Consider the following 20935-nt stretch of genomic DNA (forward strand, 5'->3'; position numbering starts at 1 on the left):
CGTTCGTTAGAACGACTCAATGAATACTAGCTTAACCTCTCATTACCCGAAGATAACAAGTGTTACGCTTTTCATAACTTCAAACTATTTCTAGTTTGTTGCATGAGCATATCCATAAAGTATTTTTCGATACTTACGTCAAATGCCCACACAGTTTATTTGAATACTAATTGTTAAAGAACGTTTTAGCTCAACTAACTCGATGGTTAGGAGCAGCGCTTGGAACCCTGTGGTTCGTTGCGTTGGGAGGCATATAATACGCTTTCCCGATTCGAAGTCAACACTTAATTTCAAACTCTTTTTAAACAACGTTTTAAAAGAAAGTGAAGAAGTTGTTTTCTTCTCTAACCCGCTTCAGCGCTTGCTTTCGTAAGCTGCTTCTCCGTGTCAGTGAGGCAGCATTATAGAGATCATTTACATCTTGGCAAGGGCTTTTTTACAGATCAATTCTGTTTGGTTACTTATAATACAACCCAAAAGTTAACTGTGATGAATATCACTAAATATATCGACTTTAGCTACTATAAATAGCCATCTCGTCCTTATTATTAGTCGTTAGGCTTTATTTTTAGTGAAATGGCTCGCAGCTCCGTACTTACGTGCTTCAAAGAATTCTGATCTTTGGTGGTTTCTGCTATGATGCGCTTCTAATTCCTTAGCTACTTATATAGTAGTTATCTATTAGTAGTTATCTATTAGTAGTTAACTAATAGTCGCTAGGGGCAATCTAAAGCACCGGGTTTACGATTCGGCCAGTTCAATGGGTAATTTTGAAATATGAGTAATATCACTGTTTGTGCAATGTATAAGTTCGTTCGTCTTGAAAATTTCGAGAAGCTACAGCAACCTCTACTAGATGTCATGAAAGAACATGATGTTTACGGCACCTTACTATTAGCTTACGAAGGCATTAACGGTACTATTGCAGGAACACAGCAAGCAATTGAAGCAATATTGAGTTTTCTTGCTCAAGACGAACGTCTAAATAGCATCTCTTATAAAGTATCCTTTAATAGTGAAAACCCATTCCAACGGACTAAGGTTAAATTAAAGAAAGAGATCGTAACAATGGGCGTTGAGGGTGTTGATCCTAACCAAGTCGTTGGGACCTACGTTAAACCACAAGATTGGAATGCGCTAATTTCTGATCCCGATGTGATCTTGGTCGATACTCGTAATGATTATGAAGTGGAAATTGGCACATTCAAAAATGCTATCAACCCTAACACCAAAACCTTCCGTGAATTCCCACAATATGTTGCTGACAACTTAGATAAAACTAAGCATAAGAAAGTGGCGATGTATTGTACTGGCGGCATTCGCTGTGAAAAGTCGACTGCTTATCTTAAAGACCAAGGTTTTGAAGAGGTTTACCATCTTGAAGGTGGCATTTTAAAATATCTCGAGGAAGTACCTGCGACAGAATCAATGTGGGAAGGTGAATGTTTCGTGTTTGACAGCCGAGTAGCAGTAAACCACGATTTAGAGCAAGGTCAATACGACCAGTGTTTCGCGTGCCGTTTCCCGCTGACCGAACCAGAAAAGCAAAGCCCTCACTATGTAAAAGGCGTTAGCTGTCATCGCTGTATTGATAAATTCACTGATGAGCAACGTAGTCGTTTTGAAGAACGCGAACGCCAAATGATGCTAGCGCAAGCGCGTGGTGAAGATCATATTGGTGGTAACGTTGAGCAATTAATTGGTGAACGCCGCCAACAGAAAATCGATCGTAAAAATGTTGATAAAGTGAGTTAAGCTCTTTTAATACAACATGACGATTTAATAAAGCGACTAATTGTAACCACGATTAGTCGCTTTTTGTTATCCCTGCTTTAAATGTTGTGTTATCAACTTGATAAAAATACTCCCGCCAATACTATCGGGTTATTGACTTGGTAGCGCCAAGTCAACACTATGTCATTACCAAGCCACTATATTGATTTTTCGGCTTTTTTGTAAACTACTAGCTATAAATTTGGAGTAAAAGATGTCTGTGGTCATTGCCTACCTAATCGTTGTGTTAATTTGGTCAACAACACCATTGGGTATTGTTTGGAGCAGTGAGTCGGTTAGCCCAACACTGGCGGTATTAAGTCGAATGGTGATTGGCGTTATTATTGGCTGCACTATTTTGGCTATCACCAAAACCAAACTCCCCCGCAACCGGCAGGCCTTACGTTTATATGCTTACTCAGGCGGCGGGATTTTCACGGGCATGTTGTTCGCTTACCAAGCTTCGAGCCATATCGCCTCTGGCATGATGTCGTTAATTTTTGGCTTGGCTCCTATTATTTCAGGTTTGCTCGGCCAAAAAATTCTTAACGAAGCTAAGTTTAGTAAGATCAAAAAAATAGCACTGGTATTATCATTGTTAGGATTAGCGTTTGTCTGCTCAGATAGTTTGTCACTGAGCGGTGATAACGCCATTGGGCTACTGCTGGTGATGGTTTCGGTGTGTTGTTTTAGCTTTAGTGCAGTCATGGTTAAGAGCATTGATATTTGCATTAACCCAATGGCGACCACGCTCGGCGCTTTATTATTTGCGACCCCGTTATTTTTGCTATCGTGGTTACTCAGCGACGGCACGCTGCCAATTCAAGATTGGCAACCGAGATCTTTGTGGGCTATTTTGTATTTGGGGATATTTGGCTCGTTAATTGGGTTTATTGCGTATTATTATGTGTTACAAAAACTTACTGCGAGCACGGTTTCATTAATTACCTTAATTACGCCGATCTTTGCCTTAACATTGGGGGCTTATCTCAATAACGAGACGATCAGTGTCAACTTAGTAATGGGTGCAGTATTAGTACTGGCGGGCTTAACCTCATTCATCTGGGGTGATAAGTTTGTTAAACGGATGCAACTCAACAACTAATATAACGTACAAGTGACTTCATTGAGCCAAACTGTTGCGACGTCTTTATTTTCGAAATAATGCACGTCGCCAGTGATAAACCAATCTCCAACTTTACTGAACATTTGTTGCCAACTTTGATTGCCAATAATCGCAATTTTTTAAATTCGCGCCGATGCTGAAGCCCTAATTGAAAATCATCCCACGCGGTATCTATAATCCAGCTTTCCAAATCAGTAATATCAACTAATACATTAATTGGACGATGGTCGGCCTGCTCTAAAATCGCGTCTAACATAGGGATTAATTGCACGTAATCTTGGTGGCATAAATTGCCGTGGATTGTTAATGACAGAAAAACGTCACTACCACTAGGTTCAACTAAAACTGCAATATTATTTAGCTCGGTTGACATTAACGGCCTCTTGCTGAGTCTGGTGATATATTTATATAACGCTAATATCCTGATAAGATCATCATTAATATTAATATAAATATAAGAGAAATTATCTTAATGAATACACTCTATATTACCGGAGCAGGCGTTAGCGTTCAGAGCGGCATTCCAACCTTTCGCGGCGAAGATGGTTTGTGGACGATAGGCAGTAAAAACTATACACCGCAGCAAATGGCCACTCGGGGGATGTATCACAATAATCCCGAACAATTTTTACGCTGGTATTATTCACGCTTTGCCACTTACCGTAATCACGGGCCGAACGATGTTCATTACTGGCTGAGTAATAAAAATTTAATCACTCAAAACATCGATGGTCTCGACGGTAAAGCTGGCAACAAAAACTATATTGCAATTCATGGCCGTCTTGACCAAATGACCCCCTATCATCAGCAAAGTGATGATGTTGTTGTGCCAGTCTCCACACCGTGGGACGAGGTCGATCCCGACAATTTAACCAACTCATTATTAGCTATCTTTAAAATTAAAGACAAACCGCAGTTCAACTATTCATTAAAACCTTATGTATTACTTTTTGATGAGTATTACACCGAGCTTTATCGAATTAGCGAAGCGCAACAACGGATGCTCAACGCTGATCGCATTATATTTATCGGCACTTCATTTAGCGTCAACATTACCCAAATGGCACTAGATATAGCTCAATCGCAAGCGACCCCGATTGAAATAGTCGACCCTAATCCAGTGTTAATCGATTACGCTCTAGTGACTTACCACAAAATGACTGCTTTAGAATATATTAAGCAGTTTTCTTAACCTGCTGAGCTATATATTATTTTGTTAGCTCCGCGGGTTAATTACCTGCAGCGATAACGGAGAATTAAACTCTACAACCCACAATAGGCCGTTATTTTGTCATGCGATATCAATAAATAATTGTCCGCTGTTGTCAGTTTATTGATGACATAAATCCTTATCTATATCACTATGGATTAGCGATGTAATAGGGCTAGGCACTTGGTTGTCGTACCTAGCCCTATTATATTATTAAGGATTTTACCATGACAACAACGATACCTAACATCGTCATTATCGGTGGAGGAGCCGGTGGTTTAGAACTAGCAACGCAATTAGGCCATCAACTAGGACGAAAAAATCGCGCCAATATATTACTAATAGATAAAAATCGCAGTCACATATGGAAACCGCTATTACATGAAGTAGCGACAGGCTCGCTTGACTCCAACCTTGACGGCGTTGTGTACTCTGCTCATGCTGCTAAACATGGTTACCAATTCCAACTCGGTACCTTCTGTGGTTTAAATCCTGATACAAAACAGCTCACTGTTGCCGCCCAGCTCGATGATGAGGACCGCCAAATATTGCCGCAGCGCCAGATAAACTATGACACTTTAGTTATCGCCATTGGCAGCATCAGCAATGACTTTAATACCCCAGGGGTTAAAGAGCATTGCTATTTTCTTGATTCCCACAAGCAAGCCGACCGTTTTCACCACGCGCTGTTAGACAGCTTTACTCGGGTTCATCAATCGGACAACGACAAGCCACTGGATATTTCAATTGTCGGCGCAGGGGCAACCGGCGTTGAATTATCAGCAGAGCTTTATCATGTGGCTGATTTATTAAAGATATATGGCCTAAGCAACATGACCTCAAAAAAATTAAATATCAATTTAATTGAGGCTGGACCAAATATTTTACCGGCTTTACCACTGCGGATATCACAATCAGCCCGACGAGAGTTAATAGCACTTGGGGTTAATGTTTGCGAAAACACTCGTATAGACCAAGCAACAACAGCTGGGTTTGTCACTGCCAAGGGCGACATAATTGAGTCGGATTTAATGTTATGGGCCGCCGGAGTAAAGGCGCCAGACTTTATCAAAGATCTTAATGTCTTTGAGCTTAACCGAGCCAATCAAATATTAGTAAAACCAACATTACAAAGTAACCAGCACGACAATATCTATGTCATTGGTGACTGCTGCGCCTGCAAATTAGGTGAAGATAAGTGGGTACCGCCACGTGCGCAATCAGCTCATCAAATGGCTAAAGCAGTGCAGCACAATATTATCCGTGGCCTTAATCAACAACCTTTGCGAGATTATCAATATGTTGATTACGGTTCTTTAGTCAATTTGTCGCGGTTTAGTACGGTTGGAAGTTTAATGGGTAATCTGACTAAAAACAGCATGTTTATTGAAGGACGGATCGCCAAATTAGTGTATATCTCGCTGTATCGCATGCACCAGCGCGCGATACATGGCACCGCAAAAACACTGGCACTATGGTTTGCAGAAAAAGTAATGAAAATTGTCAGACCACGAATGAAGCTACACTAGAGGTTACCAGAAAATCTACTTAAGCCGGTCTTGTTTAGCCAAGCGCCGAGTAACCAGTTTGTGATAACAAAACGCCAAAATTGGTCGAATAACGGGTAAGCCGATCAACCAAGCGACCGGCTTAAGGACTGCAACGGGTTGCATCAAGGCAATATAAGCATCGAGCTCTGAGATAATCTGCCCAGTGGCAGTTTTAAGATGGAGCTCGGTTAATGCTTTCGCAGGATCAATGCCCAAGCGCCGTAATTCTTGTTCTTGATCTGTTATGTCAAACCAGCAGACATTATCTGCCGCCGCACCAGCCATTTTTTGATAATTGGCGCGATCTTTAATGCAGCTAGGACAGGCACCATCGTAATAGACGGTGATTTTATCGTTGTGATCTTGCATGCTTAGCTCCTCTACTCAATTCCTCTACTCGATCTTAATGCCAGTGTTACAAGTAACCTATGTACCGAATAAGTATACTGCGCTAATCACCGCAATTAAAATAACCAACCACGACGCAATTCAACAAAGCATATACAATGGTTTTATCGCGGTACAATATCCGCTAAGCTTAATAAAACCAGTCAGCGATGGGCGATTATGTTCAAATTAATGATGTTCTTGATGTTACTTTGTTATCACCTAACACTTGAAGCAGCAACAACCACAGTATTCCAATATATAAATGCCAATGGTTCGGTGACCTATTCGGATCAAAAACCGGCCACTAAGCGCTATAAAACGTTGCATTTCACTTGTTTTGCCTGCGAAGTTAATTCCTCGGTTAATTGGCATAACATCCCGTTATTTCATAAAAAATATCAAACAGAAATCGTCGCAGCGAGCCAGTCTCATCAGGTATCAGCGGCATTAATCCGTGCGGTCATTCATGCTGAATCAGCTTTCAAAGCCAACGCTATTTCAAAAAAAGGCGCGGTTGGTTTAATGCAGCTAATGCCGGCCACAGCCAAACAGCTTGGGGTAGAAAAACCACAGCAAGTCGCTGCTAATATTAATGGTGGCACCTTATATTTAGCCAAAATGCTCAAACGTTTTAATGGCAATATCAGCTTAGCAACCGCCGCCTATAATTCAGGCCCTAGTACCGTTGAAAAATATAATGGCGTTCCCCCTTATCCTGAAACCAAAGCTTATGTCGAACGGGTAAGAATTCTCCATCAGCGTTATCGCCTGTAAGTAAATCTTGCTATAATCACCGCCATTAATTAATAGTTGGCCGCACAGTCATGTCATATATCCCATTAGAACAACACCCAAAATCTTGGATCTTTCGTCACCAGAGCTTGCCGATCAATGAACTCGACAGTGTTCAAATAAAGCCAATGACCTCTCCCCGCGCCATCACGTTATGGGGCGGCTTCATCAGCAACCAAGTTGATCATCCTGACTTTTTCAAAAAAGGTGATTGGGCTTTTGATCCAAATACTTGGTCAAATCAGGGACCATGGGAAGCAACCTGGGACAGTGAAGAACCAGACTTACCAGCGCAAATTCTTGAACATTTAGATTGGGCCAACAACACCACCGTTTATTACTGCAACGATCGCCACCATGTGATCGAAACAAACTGGGGTGTATTTAAACGTTGCTGGAAAAACTTTTTGTTTATGGATGATGGCTCGTTATTAATCGGTAAAAAACGCGACCAAGTCGTGCAATTTCTGTCTAATGGCACTTACCGTATTGGCACCAAATAATGTCAAAGCAACAGCTGCATCCACGAAATCGTCATAACCAAGGTTATGACTTTGATAACTTATGCCAGATCCATCCACCCCTAGCTGAATTTGTCAGTGTGAATCAATATGACAATAAGTCGATTGATTTTGCTAATGCGAACGCGGTAAAGCAACTCAACCTGGCCTTATTAAAGCAAGATTATCGGATTGATTTTTGGGATATTCCCGATAATTATCTGTGCCCGCCTATTCCGGGGCGCGTCGACTATATTCATTATCTGGCTGACTTATTAACCCAAACCAATAATGGCAAACCGCCAGCGGGCCAAAAAGTTTCAGTGCTCGACATCGGCACTGGTGCCAGCTGCATTTACCCCATTTTAGGCCAGCGCAGTTATCGCTGGAATTTCGTGGCCTCTGATATAGATCCTGTTTCAATCAAAACAGCCAACCACATTATCGACGCAAACAAAGGGTTAAAATCAGCGATTGATTGTCGTTTACAAAATAATCCGAAAAAGATCTTCGATGGTATTATTAAAGCCAATGAATATTTTGATTTAACCATGTCCAATCCACCATTTCATCAGTCGCAGGCCGAAGCAACTAAAGGCTCGCAACGCAAATGGCGCAATTTGGGTAAACAAGTTACAGATAAAGACATGCTCAACTTCGGTGGTCAAAAAGCCGAGTTATGGTGCCCCGGTGGCGAACTTAGTTTCATCCGTAATATGATTAAAGAAAGTCAGGACTATCGCTTTCAGGTATTGTGGTTTAGTTCATTGGTCTCTAAAAAAGCAAACCTCAGCGCATTGCAACAGAGCCTAACTCAAGCAAACGCCGCGCAAGTAAAAGTTGTGACGATGAGCCAAGGCAACAAAGTAAGTCATTTTATTGCTTGGAGCTTTTTGACCGACAGCCAACAAAATAACTGGTGTAAAACCCGCTATTAATAATCGGCAATATCGAGCTGATTGGTTATGTTCATCTTAACTGTAGTTATGCTTCGAATTAATTGAAAGGGTTGGTATTTGATAAAGCAAGCTTGAGCAGCATGTTCTTACACGGATGTAAGATATTAGGACAATACAGGAGCAATTGTCGAGATGCTGCTCCAGAGCCCCCATGGACGGGTTTACGGCGACTTGCTGTTCAAATGGCAACTCTTTAGCACAACAAAGCCAAGCTTATTACTATTAAACTGCCGAATCAGCAAGTGCAATGACAGATCGTAGCGCACCATTGCCTACGATCTACCTTCTCACAAAAATTGTGGGTTAAGCATTTACTCTTAACAATGTTTTCGCCGTATCAACTACATTGGCGACCGTAAACCCAAAGTAGTTAAGTAGTTCGCCACCCGGAGCTGACTCGCCAAAGCTGTTCATACCTATAATCTTGCCATGACGTCCAACATACTTATGCCAAAAATCGACATGGGCTGCTTCAATAGCGATAACCGATTTCACATCACTAGGTAACACCAATTCTTGATATTGAATATCTTGGCTGTCGAATAAGTTAGTACAAGGCATAGAGACAACGCGCACCAACAGTCCAGAGTCCGTTAATTTGGCCGCAGCATCAATCGCCAAAGCTACTTCAGAGCCCGTTGCAATTAGGATCAATTGGGGCTGACCGACACAGTCCTTTAATATATAACCGCCTTTCGCAATATCAGGCAGTTGCTTATTATCTCGTGGTTGATGCGGTAAATTTTGGCGACTAAAAATTAATGCTGACGGGCCGTCTTGCCTGATAATGGCAGCTTTCCAAGCGACCGCAGTTTCTACTGCATCACACGGGCGCCAAGTCTGTAAATTTGGGGTCATTCTTAGGTTAGCGATCTGCTCGATAGGTTGATGTGTCGGACCATCTTCGCCCTGACCAATTGAGTCATGGGTATACACAAAAATGTTTTGAATCGACATCAACGCCGACATTCTGACAGCGTTACGGGCGTATTCCATAAACATTAGAAAAGTAGCTCCATAGTTAATAAAACCATCGTGTAACGAAATACCGTTCATAATGCCGCTCATGCCAAATTCACGAACGCCATAAAACAAGTAGTTACCGTCTGGATCCTCAGCAGTAATTCCCTTTGATCCTGACCATAAGGTTAAGTTTGATCCCGCAAGATCGGCCGAGCCACCCAGTAATTCAGGTAGCAACTTACCAAAGGCTTCAATGCTGTTTTGAGACGCTTTACGACTCGCAATATTTGCTGCGTCATTGTGACATTGCAAGATAAATGAGTCAGCGTTCTCAGCAAAAGATTTAGGTAACTCTTTATCAATCACCCGGCGCTGATATTCATCGGCCAGTTCTGGGTAGGCGAGTTGATAAGCGCTAAAACGTTGATGCCACTTCAGCTCTTGATTTTGCCCTTTTGCTTTGGCGTCCCAACCGGCATAAACATCAGCTGGTATTTCAAAGGGTGGGTGCGACCAATTTAAAAATTGTCGAGCCGCGGCTATTTCAGCATCGCCTAGCGGTGAACCGTGGCACTGATGAGAGTTCGATTTGTTCGGTGAGCCAAATCCTATAATCGTTTTACAACAAATCATGGTTGGCTTATCAATCACTAACTTTGCCTGCTCAATCGCCTGCTGGATCTGGATTGGATCGTGGCCGTCGACATCAGCAATAACGTGCCAATTATAGGCTTTAAAGCGAGCAGGCGTATCATCGGTAAACCAGCCTTGAACCTCGCCATCAATCGAAATGCCATTGTCATCCCAAAACGCAATTAGCTTGCCGAGCCCTAAAGTGCCCGCCAACGAACTCACTTCATGTGATAGACCTTCCATTAAGCAGCCATCACCTAAAAAACAATACGTATAGTGATCAACAATATCGAAACCTTTACGGTTAAAACGTGCAGCCAAACTTTTTTCAGCAATCGCCATACCGACCGCGTTAGACAATCCGGCACCTAACGGCCCCGTGGTCGTTTCTACTCCTGGGGTATATCCGTATTCAGGATGGCCGGGGGTTTTCGAGTGCAGTTGTCTAAATTGCTTGAGTTGATCAATGGGTAAATCGTAACCAGACAAATGCAGTAAAGAATAAATTAACATCGAACCATGACCGTTGCTTAATACAAATCTGTCTCGGTCGCACCAGTTGGGATTAGTCGGGTTGTGTTTTAAAAAATCATGCCATAACACCTGTGCAATATCGGCCATCCCCATTGGGGCACCCGGGTGACCTGACTGTGCTTGTTGTACCGCGTCCATGCTTAAAGCGCGGATAGCATTTGCTAATTGTTTTCTGCTGGTCATGTTTTATTCCTATTTGATCATCTTAATTAAAAATTACCATCAGGCAGGCAAGCACCTGCCGTGAAAGATGGCATTAAAAGGGCAAGCTAAAAAAAATTGAAAACGGAGGCGTTACCGCCCCCTATAAATCATTGTTGAAGTGTTTCTTGCTGTGGGATTAGTGATAAAACTAGATCTTCTAACGATTGCTGATCACTGGCAAATTGCTCAATGCCGCTAGCAAGCTTTTCGGTTGCCATCAGATCTGCAGCGTGCTGCTCGTTAAAATTAGCTTCATTTAATGGCACAATCTCAGCTGATGATTTGACTGCAATGTTATCAGCACATAATTTCACGTCTAGCTGCCCAGTCGTTTGCTGTAATTGCGTTAGTAACGCCGGCGATATAGTTAACAGATCACAGCCAGCAAGCTCAATTATTTCGCTGGTATTTCTGAAGCTAGCGCCCATAATCACCGTGTTGTAACCATATGATTTGTAATAATTGTAGATCTTAGTTACCGATTGCACACCAGGATCATCGGCACCTTCATATTCTTTATTTTCGTGTTGTTTGTACCAATCTAGGATCCGGCCAACAAAAGGCGAGATCAACGTGACGTTTGCTTCGGCACATGCAACAGCTTGAGCCATGCTAAACAACAACGTTAGGTTACAGGCGATGCCTTCTTTTTCTAATTGTTCGGCGGCTTTAATACCCTGCCAAGTCGCAGCGAGCTTAATTAAAATTCGTTCTTTGGCAATACCCTGCGCCTGATACAAGCTAATTAATTTTCGACCTTTTTCGATACTGGCCTGAGTATCATAAGAAAGACGAGCGTCGACTTCACTAGAGATTCGACCAGGGATAACTTTAAGAATTTCGCAACCAAAATTAACGATCAGTTGGTCGCAAACATCTTGGGTACTACCCGTTGTTTGGACAATCGCGTTATAGATCAAATGTTGATATTGCGGTAACTTAGCCGCTTGTAGAATTAGCGATGGGTTAGTTGTGGCGTCAATCGGGCTTAATGCTTTAATTGAATCAACATCACCACTGTCGGCAACTACCACTGTTACTTGTTTTAATTGTGCTAATAAATTCATGTTCGTCCTATTACAGAGTTTATTGATTGAGTAAACAAGCGATAGCTTTTTTCCCAATCACGGCGATTAACGTTAAGCCCAGTTCGTTGATAACTTAACGTTAAACAATGCATGCGGTTTATATTACTGTGTCGAATTTAACGACTGTTACTGGCTTACTTTGCTAAAAGTGTGGCGCCAAACAGCTGTATAACTGCCGGTACTTTTGGTATTGCGGCTGATAATAGTCAGACATCGCGTTGTTGCTTTCGATAATAGAAGTGACCTTGCCCGGCTGACAAACGCTTTGCGCTGACAGTCCCGACACGGCGATCCGTGCTAAGCGGGCAGCACCAAATGCTGGACCAACTTCCCCACCTTCACGATAAATCAGCGGCTGATTAAGCACACTAGCAATAATTTTTCCCCATAATTGACTGCGAGCACCGCCACCAATCACCGAGACTTGGGCAATTTGGGTTCCCGAATCGAGCAATACTTGCTGCCCGTCGGCAAAGGCAAAAGCGACGCCTTCTAAAACGGCACGGCCTAAGGTACTGCGAGAGGTATTGTGGGATAACCCAAAAAACACCCCTTTGGCATTAGGGTTATTATGTGGCGTACGTTCGCCCGATAAGTAGGGTAAAAAAGTCACCGGACAAGGCTGGCTAAAATCTTCAGTGTCTACTTCGTCTAACAATGCTTTTTCGTTTGCCGCGCCAGTCAATTTAGTGACCCAACTTAAACAGCTTGCTGCACTGAGGATCACCGACATCTGATGCCAAGTATCAGGAATGCAATGACAGAAAGTGTGTACTCCACCATTAGCGTTGGGTTGGTAGTTTTTGTTCGCGACAAAATAAACACCGGAAGTGCCCAAGGACAAAAAAGCCTCGTTGGGGTTTATCACACCAATGCCTACAGCTCCGGCGGCGTTATCACCGGCTCCGGCGGCGACAGGAACTTGTTTTAGCCCCCAGTTCGATGCTATTTCAGCGCGTAAGGTGCCAGTAATTTCGGTACCTTCGAACAATTTAGGCATATGAGACTGGGTCAGATCGGTAGCCGCGAGCATATCGTCTGACCATTGGCGCTTTGCCACATCAAGCCATAATGTTCCGGCACTATCAGACATATCAGAAGCATAATCTCCCGTCATCAGCAGCCGTAAATAATCTTTTGGCAACAAGACCTTGTTGATTTTAGCAAACTGATTTGGCTCATTTTTCTTAAGCCAAGCGAGTTTAGGTGCGGTAAAACCTGGCACTGCGACATTACCGGTTATTTGACGGCTCGTCACAATCCGTTGTTCGATTTCACCACATTCAATATGGCTGCGTCCGTCATTCCATAATATCGCAGGACGAATAACCTGATCGTTTTGATCAAGCAAGGTCGCGCCATGCATTTGACCAGATAAGCCAATTCCCTTTATTTCGCCAAACACGCTGCCGTGTTGCGCTTTTAATTGGGCCATCGCTTCATTAGTTGCCTGCCACCAAGCATGTGGATCTTGTTCAGACCACAAATTTTCTGGACGAGAGATTGTTAATGGGGCAGACGCTTGACCAATTAGGCCTTCATCCTCCCCCAATATAATAATCTTTACCCCAGAGGTTCCTAAATCAATTCCTAAATACATAAGCCTGTTTCATTTAATTATTTGATCGGTAGTATGAATCATCGAGCTGCATCTTGATGCTTAGATTTCAAGCAAAAGCCCAAAATCAACACGTAGAGCGCATTTTAAAGTCGAGATAGATACCGTTAAGATTGCTTGCTAGCCAAGTAATGCTCAATTTTTTCTAGCGAACTAAAAATACCATCGGCGATGCTAAATTTAGGATCGTTAATATCTTCTGGCATCACGTAGGTCGTTATCGCCGCCGCTTTTGCCGAAATCATGCCAGTCACGCTATCTTCAATAATCACGCACTGCTGCCGAGTCACTTGCAACTGCTTAACGGCACTTAAATAAACGCCGGGATGAGGTTTGCCGTACTGTTCATTATCACCACTGCATATCACCTGAAAATACTCTGTGACCGACAGACGCGCTAATACCGCTTCAATAACCGGCAGACTAGACGATGTCGCAAGCGCAATATTAAAATTATTATTTTTTAAAAACTTAAGTAAATTATTCAAACCCGGCATCGCCGTGCCTTGCTCTTTGATTAAAGCAATGACTGAGTGCATAATATTAAGCTGTAATTCGCGCGGCTCGATCGATAGCTCAAAGCGTTGGCACCAAATATGAGCAATTTCTTCCAGTTTGCGGCCCATCGTATGTTTAATGCAGTCATCAGCAGTTACTGTCACATTGTACTTAGCAAGCTCTGCGATTTGGGCCTGACGCCAAAATGGTTCAGAGTCGATCAAGACTCCATCCATATCAAAAATAACGGTATTTTTAGTCATTGGTTGTAATATCCATAATAATTATCAAAAACACACTCGACCAATCAATATCAGTCAAACGACCTCACACCAGCCTAGCGTGGCACGGCAAGAGCGTATTAATTTAATTTCAGCTGCTCCACCGAAATATTCCTTTGAATTACGAAAAACGCATGAATACGTCCATGTAGCTCTGATTTTCGTCCTTGAAAATAGGTTTTCTCCATATTCAAAGCAATATGTCGTCAATAAAGTGCTCAGAAACTTTGAAATTTACAGCGCCTAAAAAAGGCTAAATTGCCAGTGTCCGTGCATGTGAAGAAAAACATCTTTTTCATGGACGAAAAATAAGCCTCCACGGACGGATTTACGGCGGTTTTTCGTAATATGTATGGATTTTGGCTTGCGATATTTATAATGCGCTTGCCGTGCCTAGCATGGTTAATGTTTTGATTTAAAACTTTCTAGCACTACGGCCAACACAATAATCACACCTTTAACCACTTGTTGCAGGTAACCAGAAATATTCATTAAATTCATAATGTTTGAAATAACACTTAAAATTAAAACGCCGATAACCGTCTTAAATACCGTGCCCCGTCCGCCGGCCAAACTCGCCCCGCCGACCACAACAGCGGCAATCGCGTCTAGTTCAAATGATAATGCTAACACCGGAGACCCAACACCAGTTCGAGTTGCTGCAATCACCCCAGCTACTCCACATGCCATGCCGCTTAGGGCATATACTGCAAACTTAAAACGCTCAACCGGAATACCGGCAAAACGGGTAGCGGTTTCATTAGAACCAATCGAGATAACCAAGCGACCAAATGCTGTCTTTTTGTAAACAAAATGAGCGAGCATTGAAAAGCCCAAAAACACATAAACAGGTAAAGGTAAGCCCATAAAATACCCGGTACCAAAGTCAACAAACGCGACGTCGTCAACAAAAATTGGTTGGCCTTTAGACACAATTAACGCCAAGCCACGCGCAATTGTCATCATGGCTAAAGTAGCAATAAACGGCGCAATTTTAAAATACGAGACCAAACCACCGGCACAAGAACCAACCAAGGTAGCGACCACCATCCCTGCAAATATCGCAATCCATAAACCATATTCAGGGATCATCAATGCAACGACCACAGACACTAAGGCCATGATCGAGCCAACGGATAAATCAATACCACCGGTTAAAATGACATACAACATACCCAAAGATACAATGCCAAGCGGCACGCTTTGGCGCAATACATTGGTAATATTAGTTACAGAATAAAATTTGTCAGATAAAAAATATCCGGCGATCATCATGGCAACAAACACCACCACGGTTGAATGCTCAGCAAGCAGAGCGAAGCCCTTTTTCATTGAAAAGCTATTTGTTGGTAGCCCTTGTTCTGTCACGATTGAATTCATTATATTTTTCCTTAAATTACGGCTCTTTTCGGTAGAGCCATCCTCATAATATTTTCTTCGGTCATTTCATCGGCAATCAACTCACCAGATATTTCACCCTCACTCATCACATAAGTGCGATGACACAGGCCAATGATTTCCATCAGCTCTGACGAAATAACTAAAATGGCATAACCTTTTTGAGTTAGCTCAACAATAATGTTATAAATTTCCGACTTAGCGCCAACATCCACGCCACGGGTTGGCTCATCCAAAATCAAAACATCACAGTCAGTATTGAGCCACTTGGCTATCACAACCTTTTGCTGGTTGCCGCCACTTAAGCTTGAGATTGGGTCCTCAATTGAGCCTAATTTTATCGCTAAACTTTTTTGTAATTTATGACTGACCGTTGTTTCTTTTAGACGATTAATCAAGCCAAAAAATGAACTTGAACCCTTGAGGTTTGATAACGTCATATTTTCGCGAATAGAACGTGACAGTATTGCGCCCTGCTCTTTTCTACTTTCAGGTACCAAGCCAATCCCTAATTTAACCGCATCGGCCGGGTGATTAATCTGTAAGGCTTGACCATTTTTTTTGATAATCCCAGATGCCATTAAATCAATGCCAAATAAGCAACGCGCTATCTCGGTGCGACCAGAGCCAATTAATCCAGCGAGCCCGACAATCTCGCCTTTTTTGATATTAAGATTAATATTACGCAGCAATCTGGCGGTATTAAGATCAATAACTTCTAATACCGTTTCATTTGATGGTGTCAGTTTCGGTGGAAATAACTTTTCAAATGTTCGGCCCACCATGGCGTTAATAATGTCACTTTCGGTACAAGTTTTAGGATCGAGCTCGGTAACAGTGGTGCCATCTTTAATAATGGTTATCGCATCGGTTAACCTAAAGATCTCTTCTAACCGATGAGAAATATAAATAATGGTGACACCCTTTTCTTTTAACTCTCTGAGTTTTTCAAAAAGGACCGAAATTTCTTTATCGGACAAGATCGCTGACGGCTCATCTAAGATCAATATATTGACATTTTTTGCCAACGACTTAGCAATCTCAACCATCTGTTGATAAGCAATACTTAAATCGCCTAAGCGGGTTGTTGGATCAATTTCAAACCCAAGCTGATCAAGTGCCAACTTAGCTAAACTGTTTATTTGGTTGGTATTAATTAACTGACTACCAAACCCTAAATCAGCCAAGAATATATTTTCAGCCACCGTTAAATCGGGAGAAAGCGCTAACTCTTGGTGAATAATGCCAATGTTATGTGCTTGGCTTTGCTTTGGGCTAGTGAAGTGAACGTCCTGACCATCGATGTTAATCGTGCCACCATCTTTGATATGGATGCCTGAAAGGATCTTCATTAAGGTCGACTTGCCCGCCCCATTCTCTCCCACTAGCGCATGAATAGAGCCTTTTTTAACTTTAAGATCGACGCTCTTTAAGGCACGGATACCACCAAAATTTTTCTGAACATTATTAATAACGATCGAATATTCACTGTTAATTTTATCCAACTGATCCCCCTGTTTATTTTTATATTAATTAAGCCCTTTAGCGGCCCAGTGGGCGCTAAAGGGCAAGTGCGAGCAGTGGCTTAATAAAGTGACTTCGCGTCATAGACTTTATCGACATTCTCTTTAGTAATTAATACAGGTGGGATATAAACATAATCTGGAGATTCAGTTTCACCGGCATGATATTTTTCAATAATATCGAGGATTGTTTTGGTTAATGTATTTGGATTATTCGAAGCTGTTGCTTGGAGTTCACCGCGCTGAATAGCTTCAAGGCCTCTTTTATAACCATCGTGTGAATATACTTTGACTTGATCAAGTTTATTGGCTGCTTTTAATGCCCGAATCGCGCCTAAGCCCATATCGTCCATTTCACTATATACACAGTTAAGATCATCACCTTGGGCTACAATCAAATCTTCCATCGCTTTTAAACCACCTTGCTGATCCCAGTTACCCCAGGCTTGGCTCAAAATAGTTAAGTTAGTCGTGTTATATTTGCGAATTTGTGTTTCCATCACTCCTAATAAAAAGTTGTTGCTGCGCTTAGCGCCAACCAAGTTGCCTTGATTACCACTAATCAGTACACATTTCATTGGCTTATTACCAAATTGTTCGACTGCAAACTCACCAATTAGACGATTGTTTACCGCATTATTAGCCATTACCCGCGTTACCACGGGCGCTTCTAATGAAATATCGCTATCGAGAATAAACGTCGCGACACCGCGGCGTTTAGCTATTTCGGCAATTCTTTTTCCCGCAGCAGGATCTTGCGGGTTGAGGATCAGGTAATCGATATCTTGTGACAGCATGTCTTCAACGTCTGAAATTTGCTTATTCATATCGCTACGCGCATCAGTAATAATTAGTTCAAACCCTTTTTCTTTACCGTGAATTTTCATGTACTCAGTTAAGCCATTGAAAAAAGCACCATTTAAAGTTCGATTAGAAAAACCAATTTTAATTTTATCTGTCGCCATTGCTGGACTTATAGTAATCGCACTTAATAGCGCACCTATTATTAACTTTTTCATTAAAACATCTCCTTTTCTATATAGTTTAATATTATTGTTGTGAGTAGCTTTACGCTGAATATGTGTTAGATATAGATCCCTCCTGTTGTTGTGATAATTGCAAACTTAACTGACCAATTTTCTCGCGTAATAAACGCTCAAATTCAGGTTTAACGGCGAGCTCACCAAATAACATATTGTTACTGGCATAAACTTTAATCGGATCTTTGCTTTGGAACATCGCGGCCACAGCTTGTTTGTCAGCAATACCGTCGAGGTATTCATAAGGAAGGCTGTCTTGGTGCCATCTTTCCAAAAAGATAAAGAAGAAGGCCGGCAATACCGCCGTCGCTTCTGGAGAGTGATTTCTTTGGTAGCAATCGAGCAAAGTCGGCGTAATCATCGCCGGCATTTTAGAAAAACCATCAGCGGCTACGCGTTGGTTCGTGTCTTGAATATTAGGATTGGCAAAACGCTCTAGCACCACATCGCGATAATTTTCTAAATCAATATCAACATGGGCCAAACTAGGTATTACGTCATACGTGACATAATCAAATACTAAATTACGCACAAAATCTATTGCAACACTTTCATATATAAATGATTTACCAAGCAGCGTACCGGCCCAGGCAATGCAACTATGCGTGGCATTTAAAATTCTAATTTTAGCTTCTTCGTACGGCACTACACAATCGACCAACTCGACACCGACACTCGCCAAATCAGGGCGTGGACCACTAAAGTTATCTTGGATCACCCATTGAATATATGATTCAGCCATCACGGGTGCATTATCGATGATGCCAGTTTTATCTTTGATCCGTTGCGGTAATTCTGCGCTTGGACGCGGAGTAATACGATCCACCATGCTATTAGGGCAGGTAACATTGCTGGCTACCCATTCGAGTAATGCTTGATCTTGCTGCAGTGCTAGAAACTCAATTAAGCCGCCCTGAAAACGATCGCCGTTATGACGTAAATTATCGCAGTTAAGCAAGGTAACCGGGCCATGATTAGCCGCCATTCTACGGCGTAAAATTTGAGCCACCACGCCATAAATCGTTTGAGTGCCGCCGGCTAAATCGGCCTGAATATCGTCGCTATTTAGATCCAACTTATTATTAGGATCTAAATAATATCCTCCTTCGGTCACGGTAAAAGCAACCACCTTGGTTGATGCCAAGGCTCCAGTATTAATTAAAGGCGCTAAGCCTTCTTGCCAAGGGATAATGGTTTTTATTGAGCTGATCTTTTGATATTTGCATTCGCCTTGCGGAGAAATAGTCTCTAATACGTACTCCCCTTGTTGATCACGCAAGGTCAAGGCAATCGCTTCATCATTACACCGCATATTACCTGCGGTAATAGACCAACGATTGTCACCAGCCTCTATCAACTGTTGCAAATACCAAGCCTGATGTGAACGATGAAATCCGCCCAAACCGATGTGGAGCCATGTATAACAATGTGAATCACTCAAACTATTAACCTTTAATTAACCTTTCGTTAAAGTCACTATAAATCACAGCCGAATATTTGTCCACAACAAGATCAATTGTTCACATTCGAATATAAGACCAAGAATTCATCTTATGTTTCTACTTGGGTATTCAAAGCTTGGTGATGAGAACAAGTAGTTTTTTGGCCACCGCTATCTCTATACACATCAGCGATGTAAAATGACGAAAATAGACTCGTTTAACTTTTATTCGCAGCGCTTGCTTCGTAGTTCTTGCTTGCCATCTCTAATAAATATGGTGAATAAGGTGATGATTTCAATTGATTGCTATATTTCCTGAGCCATATATCAATGCCACAACGCTAGATACACCAGCATAAGAATCAAGGTATACTGCGACAGAAATCAGCATTAGAAGCTTAAATTTGTGTTGGGCTGGCGCAACCCAAAACATTTAAAATTACACTAGGGAATTACAGGTGAAAGCAGAACACAAATTAGATAGTCTGGTGAGAGCTGCATGGCTATATTACGTAGCAGGAAAAAACCAAAGCGAAATTGCAGTTATTTTAGGTGTATCACGCCCCGCGGTGCAGCGCATGATAGCTTCGGCCAATGAGGAAGGAATAATTTCGATCGATATTAAACACCCGGTTGCAATATGTCTTGAATACGAAAAAATGCTTCAGGAAAAGTTTAATTTATCACTGTGTCGAATTGTTCCTTACGAAAAAAATAGTGGTTCTGATCATAAAACATTAGTGTCTTATGGTGCCTCGCAAGTAATTTCACAGTATATAAAACAAGACGAGCCCTTAACCATTGGCCTTGGTTCAGGGTTAACCTTAAAACTCTCGATAAACAATCTAGAAAACATTAATAAAAGCCAACACCAATGTATCGCTCTCATTAGCCAGATGAATTCAGATGGCCTGTGTAATTATTACGATGACGTGCCGATGTTGTTTGCTGATAAAATTAAAGCGGGTTACTACCAATTGCCCGCTCCTTTGTACTCTACGAATGAGCAAAGTCATAAAGTATGGTGCAGCACCGACTTGTATCAACAAATGGCACTTAAAGCGAGCAATGCTGATGTGATTTTTATTGGTATAGGGTCAATTGGCGAGTCCAGCCCGATCGTATCGAACGGCTTTATCAATGACAAGGAATCGCAAGCACTGCAAAAGAAAGGTGCTGTCGGCGAACTTTTAGGTCGATTCTTTGACCATCAAGGGCAAGTAATCAAACATCCGATCAATACTCGGGTAACAAGTCATGACCTTCGTCAAAGCAACAAAGCGGCGATCATCGGAATTGCCTCTGGCTCAGAAAAACAAACCGCAATTTTAGCGTCGCTGCGAGGAAAATGGATTAACGGCTTAATTACCGACGAACAGACCGCAAGATGGTTACTTACCCAATAATTTTATAT

At 42.0% G+C, this 20935-nt stretch carries 18 protein-coding genes; 8 read left to right on the forward strand and 10 right to left on the reverse strand.

The window, feature by feature from the left end; genetic code table 11:
• Nucleotides 1–777 precede the first annotated feature (777 nt).
• The gene (locus HRU23_17825) at nt 778–1755 is read left to right on the forward strand and encodes a rhodanese-related sulfurtransferase (GenBank protein NRA56001.1); all 978 of its coding nucleotides are present in this window, start codon (nt 778–780) and stop codon (nt 1753–1755) included.
• A 232-nt stretch (nt 1756–1987) separates the two neighbouring features.
• Entirely contained in the window at nt 1988–2878 is an 891-nt protein-coding gene (locus HRU23_17830) for a DMT family transporter (protein ID NRA56002.1), read from the forward strand.
• Here HRU23_17830 and HRU23_17835 read toward each other — a convergent pair.
• Nucleotides 2868–3272, reverse strand: a complete 405-nt coding sequence (locus HRU23_17835) for an STAS/SEC14 domain-containing protein (protein ID NRA56003.1) — start codon at nt 3270–3272, stop codon at nt 2868–2870. The genes HRU23_17830 and HRU23_17835 overlap by 11 nt on opposite strands.
• 99 nt (nt 3273–3371) lie before the next feature.
• On the opposite strand from HRU23_17835, the gene HRU23_17840 reads away from it, so the two are divergent.
• Entirely contained in the window at nt 3372–4091 is a 720-nt protein-coding gene (locus tag HRU23_17840; protein NRA56004.1) for a sirtuin, read from the forward strand.
• Between the two features lie 245 nt (nt 4092–4336).
• Nucleotides 4337–5638, forward strand: coding sequence for an NAD(P)/FAD-dependent oxidoreductase (locus HRU23_17845; protein NRA56005.1), 1302 nt, complete (start codon nt 4337–4339; stop codon nt 5636–5638).
• A gap of 15 nt (nt 5639–5653) precedes the next feature.
• On the opposite strand, the gene HRU23_17850 is transcribed toward HRU23_17845, so the two are convergent.
• The gene (locus HRU23_17850) at nt 5654–6028 is read right to left on the reverse strand and encodes a DUF393 domain-containing protein (protein NRA56006.1); all 375 of its coding nucleotides are present in this window, start codon (nt 6026–6028) and stop codon (nt 5654–5656) included.
• A 198-nt stretch (nt 6029–6226) separates the two neighbouring features.
• On the opposite strand from HRU23_17850, the gene HRU23_17855 reads away from it, so the two are divergent.
• Genes HRU23_17855 through rlmF form a run of 3 tightly spaced genes read left to right on the forward strand, consistent with a single transcriptional unit; the run spans nt 6227 to nt 8279 of the window.
• Complete coding sequence (locus HRU23_17855) at nt 6227–6823, forward strand: lytic transglycosylase domain-containing protein (protein ID NRA56007.1); 597 nt, start codon at nt 6227–6229, stop codon at nt 6821–6823.
• A 50-nt stretch (nt 6824–6873) separates the two neighbouring features.
• Nucleotides 6874–7344: a DUF2947 domain-containing protein gene (locus HRU23_17860; protein NRA56008.1), complete on the forward strand. Its 471-nt coding sequence runs from the start codon at nt 6874–6876 to the stop codon at nt 7342–7344.
• Nucleotides 7344–8279, forward strand: a complete 936-nt coding sequence (rlmF, locus tag HRU23_17865) for a 23S rRNA (adenine(1618)-N(6))-methyltransferase RlmF (protein ID NRA56009.1) — start codon at nt 7344–7346, stop codon at nt 8277–8279. The genes HRU23_17860 and rlmF overlap by 1 nt, the downstream gene beginning before the upstream one ends.
• Nucleotides 8280–8603: 324 nt before the next feature.
• Here the strand turns inward: rlmF and tkt are convergent, their stop codons facing one another.
• From tkt to HRU23_17905, 8 genes are all read right to left on the reverse strand, one after another.
• On the reverse strand, nt 8604–10613 hold the full coding sequence (gene tkt, locus HRU23_17870; GenBank protein ID NRA56010.1) for a transketolase: 2010 nt from the start codon (nt 10611–10613) through the stop codon (nt 8604–8606).
• A gap of 128 nt (nt 10614–10741) precedes the next feature.
• A complete protein-coding gene (gene tal, locus HRU23_17875) occupies nt 10742–11701 on the reverse strand; it encodes a transaldolase (protein ID NRA56011.1) in 960 nt (319 codons plus the stop codon).
• Between the two features lie 163 nt (nt 11702–11864).
• Nucleotides 11865–13322 (reverse strand): xylulokinase, encoded by a 1458-nt coding sequence (gene xylB, locus HRU23_17880; protein ID NRA56012.1) that lies wholly within the window; start codon nt 13320–13322, stop codon nt 11865–11867.
• A gap of 125 nt (nt 13323–13447) precedes the next feature.
• Nucleotides 13448–14101 carry a hexitol phosphatase HxpB gene (gene hxpB, locus HRU23_17885; protein ID NRA56013.1) on the reverse strand — a complete coding sequence of 218 codons (654 nt, stop codon included), beginning with the start codon at nt 14099–14101 and terminating at the stop codon, nt 13448–13450.
• Nucleotides 14102–14521: 420 nt separating this feature from the next.
• A complete protein-coding gene (locus tag HRU23_17890) occupies nt 14522–15451 on the reverse strand; it encodes an ABC transporter permease (protein NRA56014.1) in 930 nt (309 codons plus the stop codon).
• A gap of 59 nt (nt 15452–15510) precedes the next feature.
• A complete protein-coding gene (locus HRU23_17895; GenBank protein ID NRA56015.1) occupies nt 15511–17013 on the reverse strand; it encodes a sugar ABC transporter ATP-binding protein in 1503 nt (500 codons plus the stop codon).
• An 89-nt stretch (nt 17014–17102) separates the two neighbouring features.
• Nucleotides 17103–18059 carry a substrate-binding domain-containing protein gene (locus tag HRU23_17900; GenBank protein NRA56016.1) on the reverse strand — a complete coding sequence of 319 codons (957 nt, stop codon included), beginning with the start codon at nt 18057–18059 and terminating at the stop codon, nt 17103–17105.
• Between the two features lie 49 nt (nt 18060–18108).
• Nucleotides 18109–19521, reverse strand: a complete 1413-nt coding sequence (locus tag HRU23_17905) for a mannitol dehydrogenase family protein (GenBank protein NRA56017.1) — start codon at nt 19519–19521, stop codon at nt 18109–18111.
• A gap of 458 nt (nt 19522–19979) precedes the next feature.
• Between HRU23_17905 and HRU23_17910 the strand changes: the two genes are divergently transcribed.
• The gene (locus HRU23_17910) at nt 19980–20927 is read left to right on the forward strand and encodes a sugar-binding transcriptional regulator (protein NRA56018.1); all 948 of its coding nucleotides are present in this window, start codon (nt 19980–19982) and stop codon (nt 20925–20927) included.
• The last annotated feature ends 8 nt before the right edge of the window (nt 20928–20935 follow it).

It is taken from the genome of Gammaproteobacteria bacterium (assembly GCA_013214945.1).
In the GTDB taxonomy this organism is placed as follows: Bacteria; Pseudomonadota; Gammaproteobacteria; order Enterobacterales; family Psychrobiaceae; genus Psychrobium.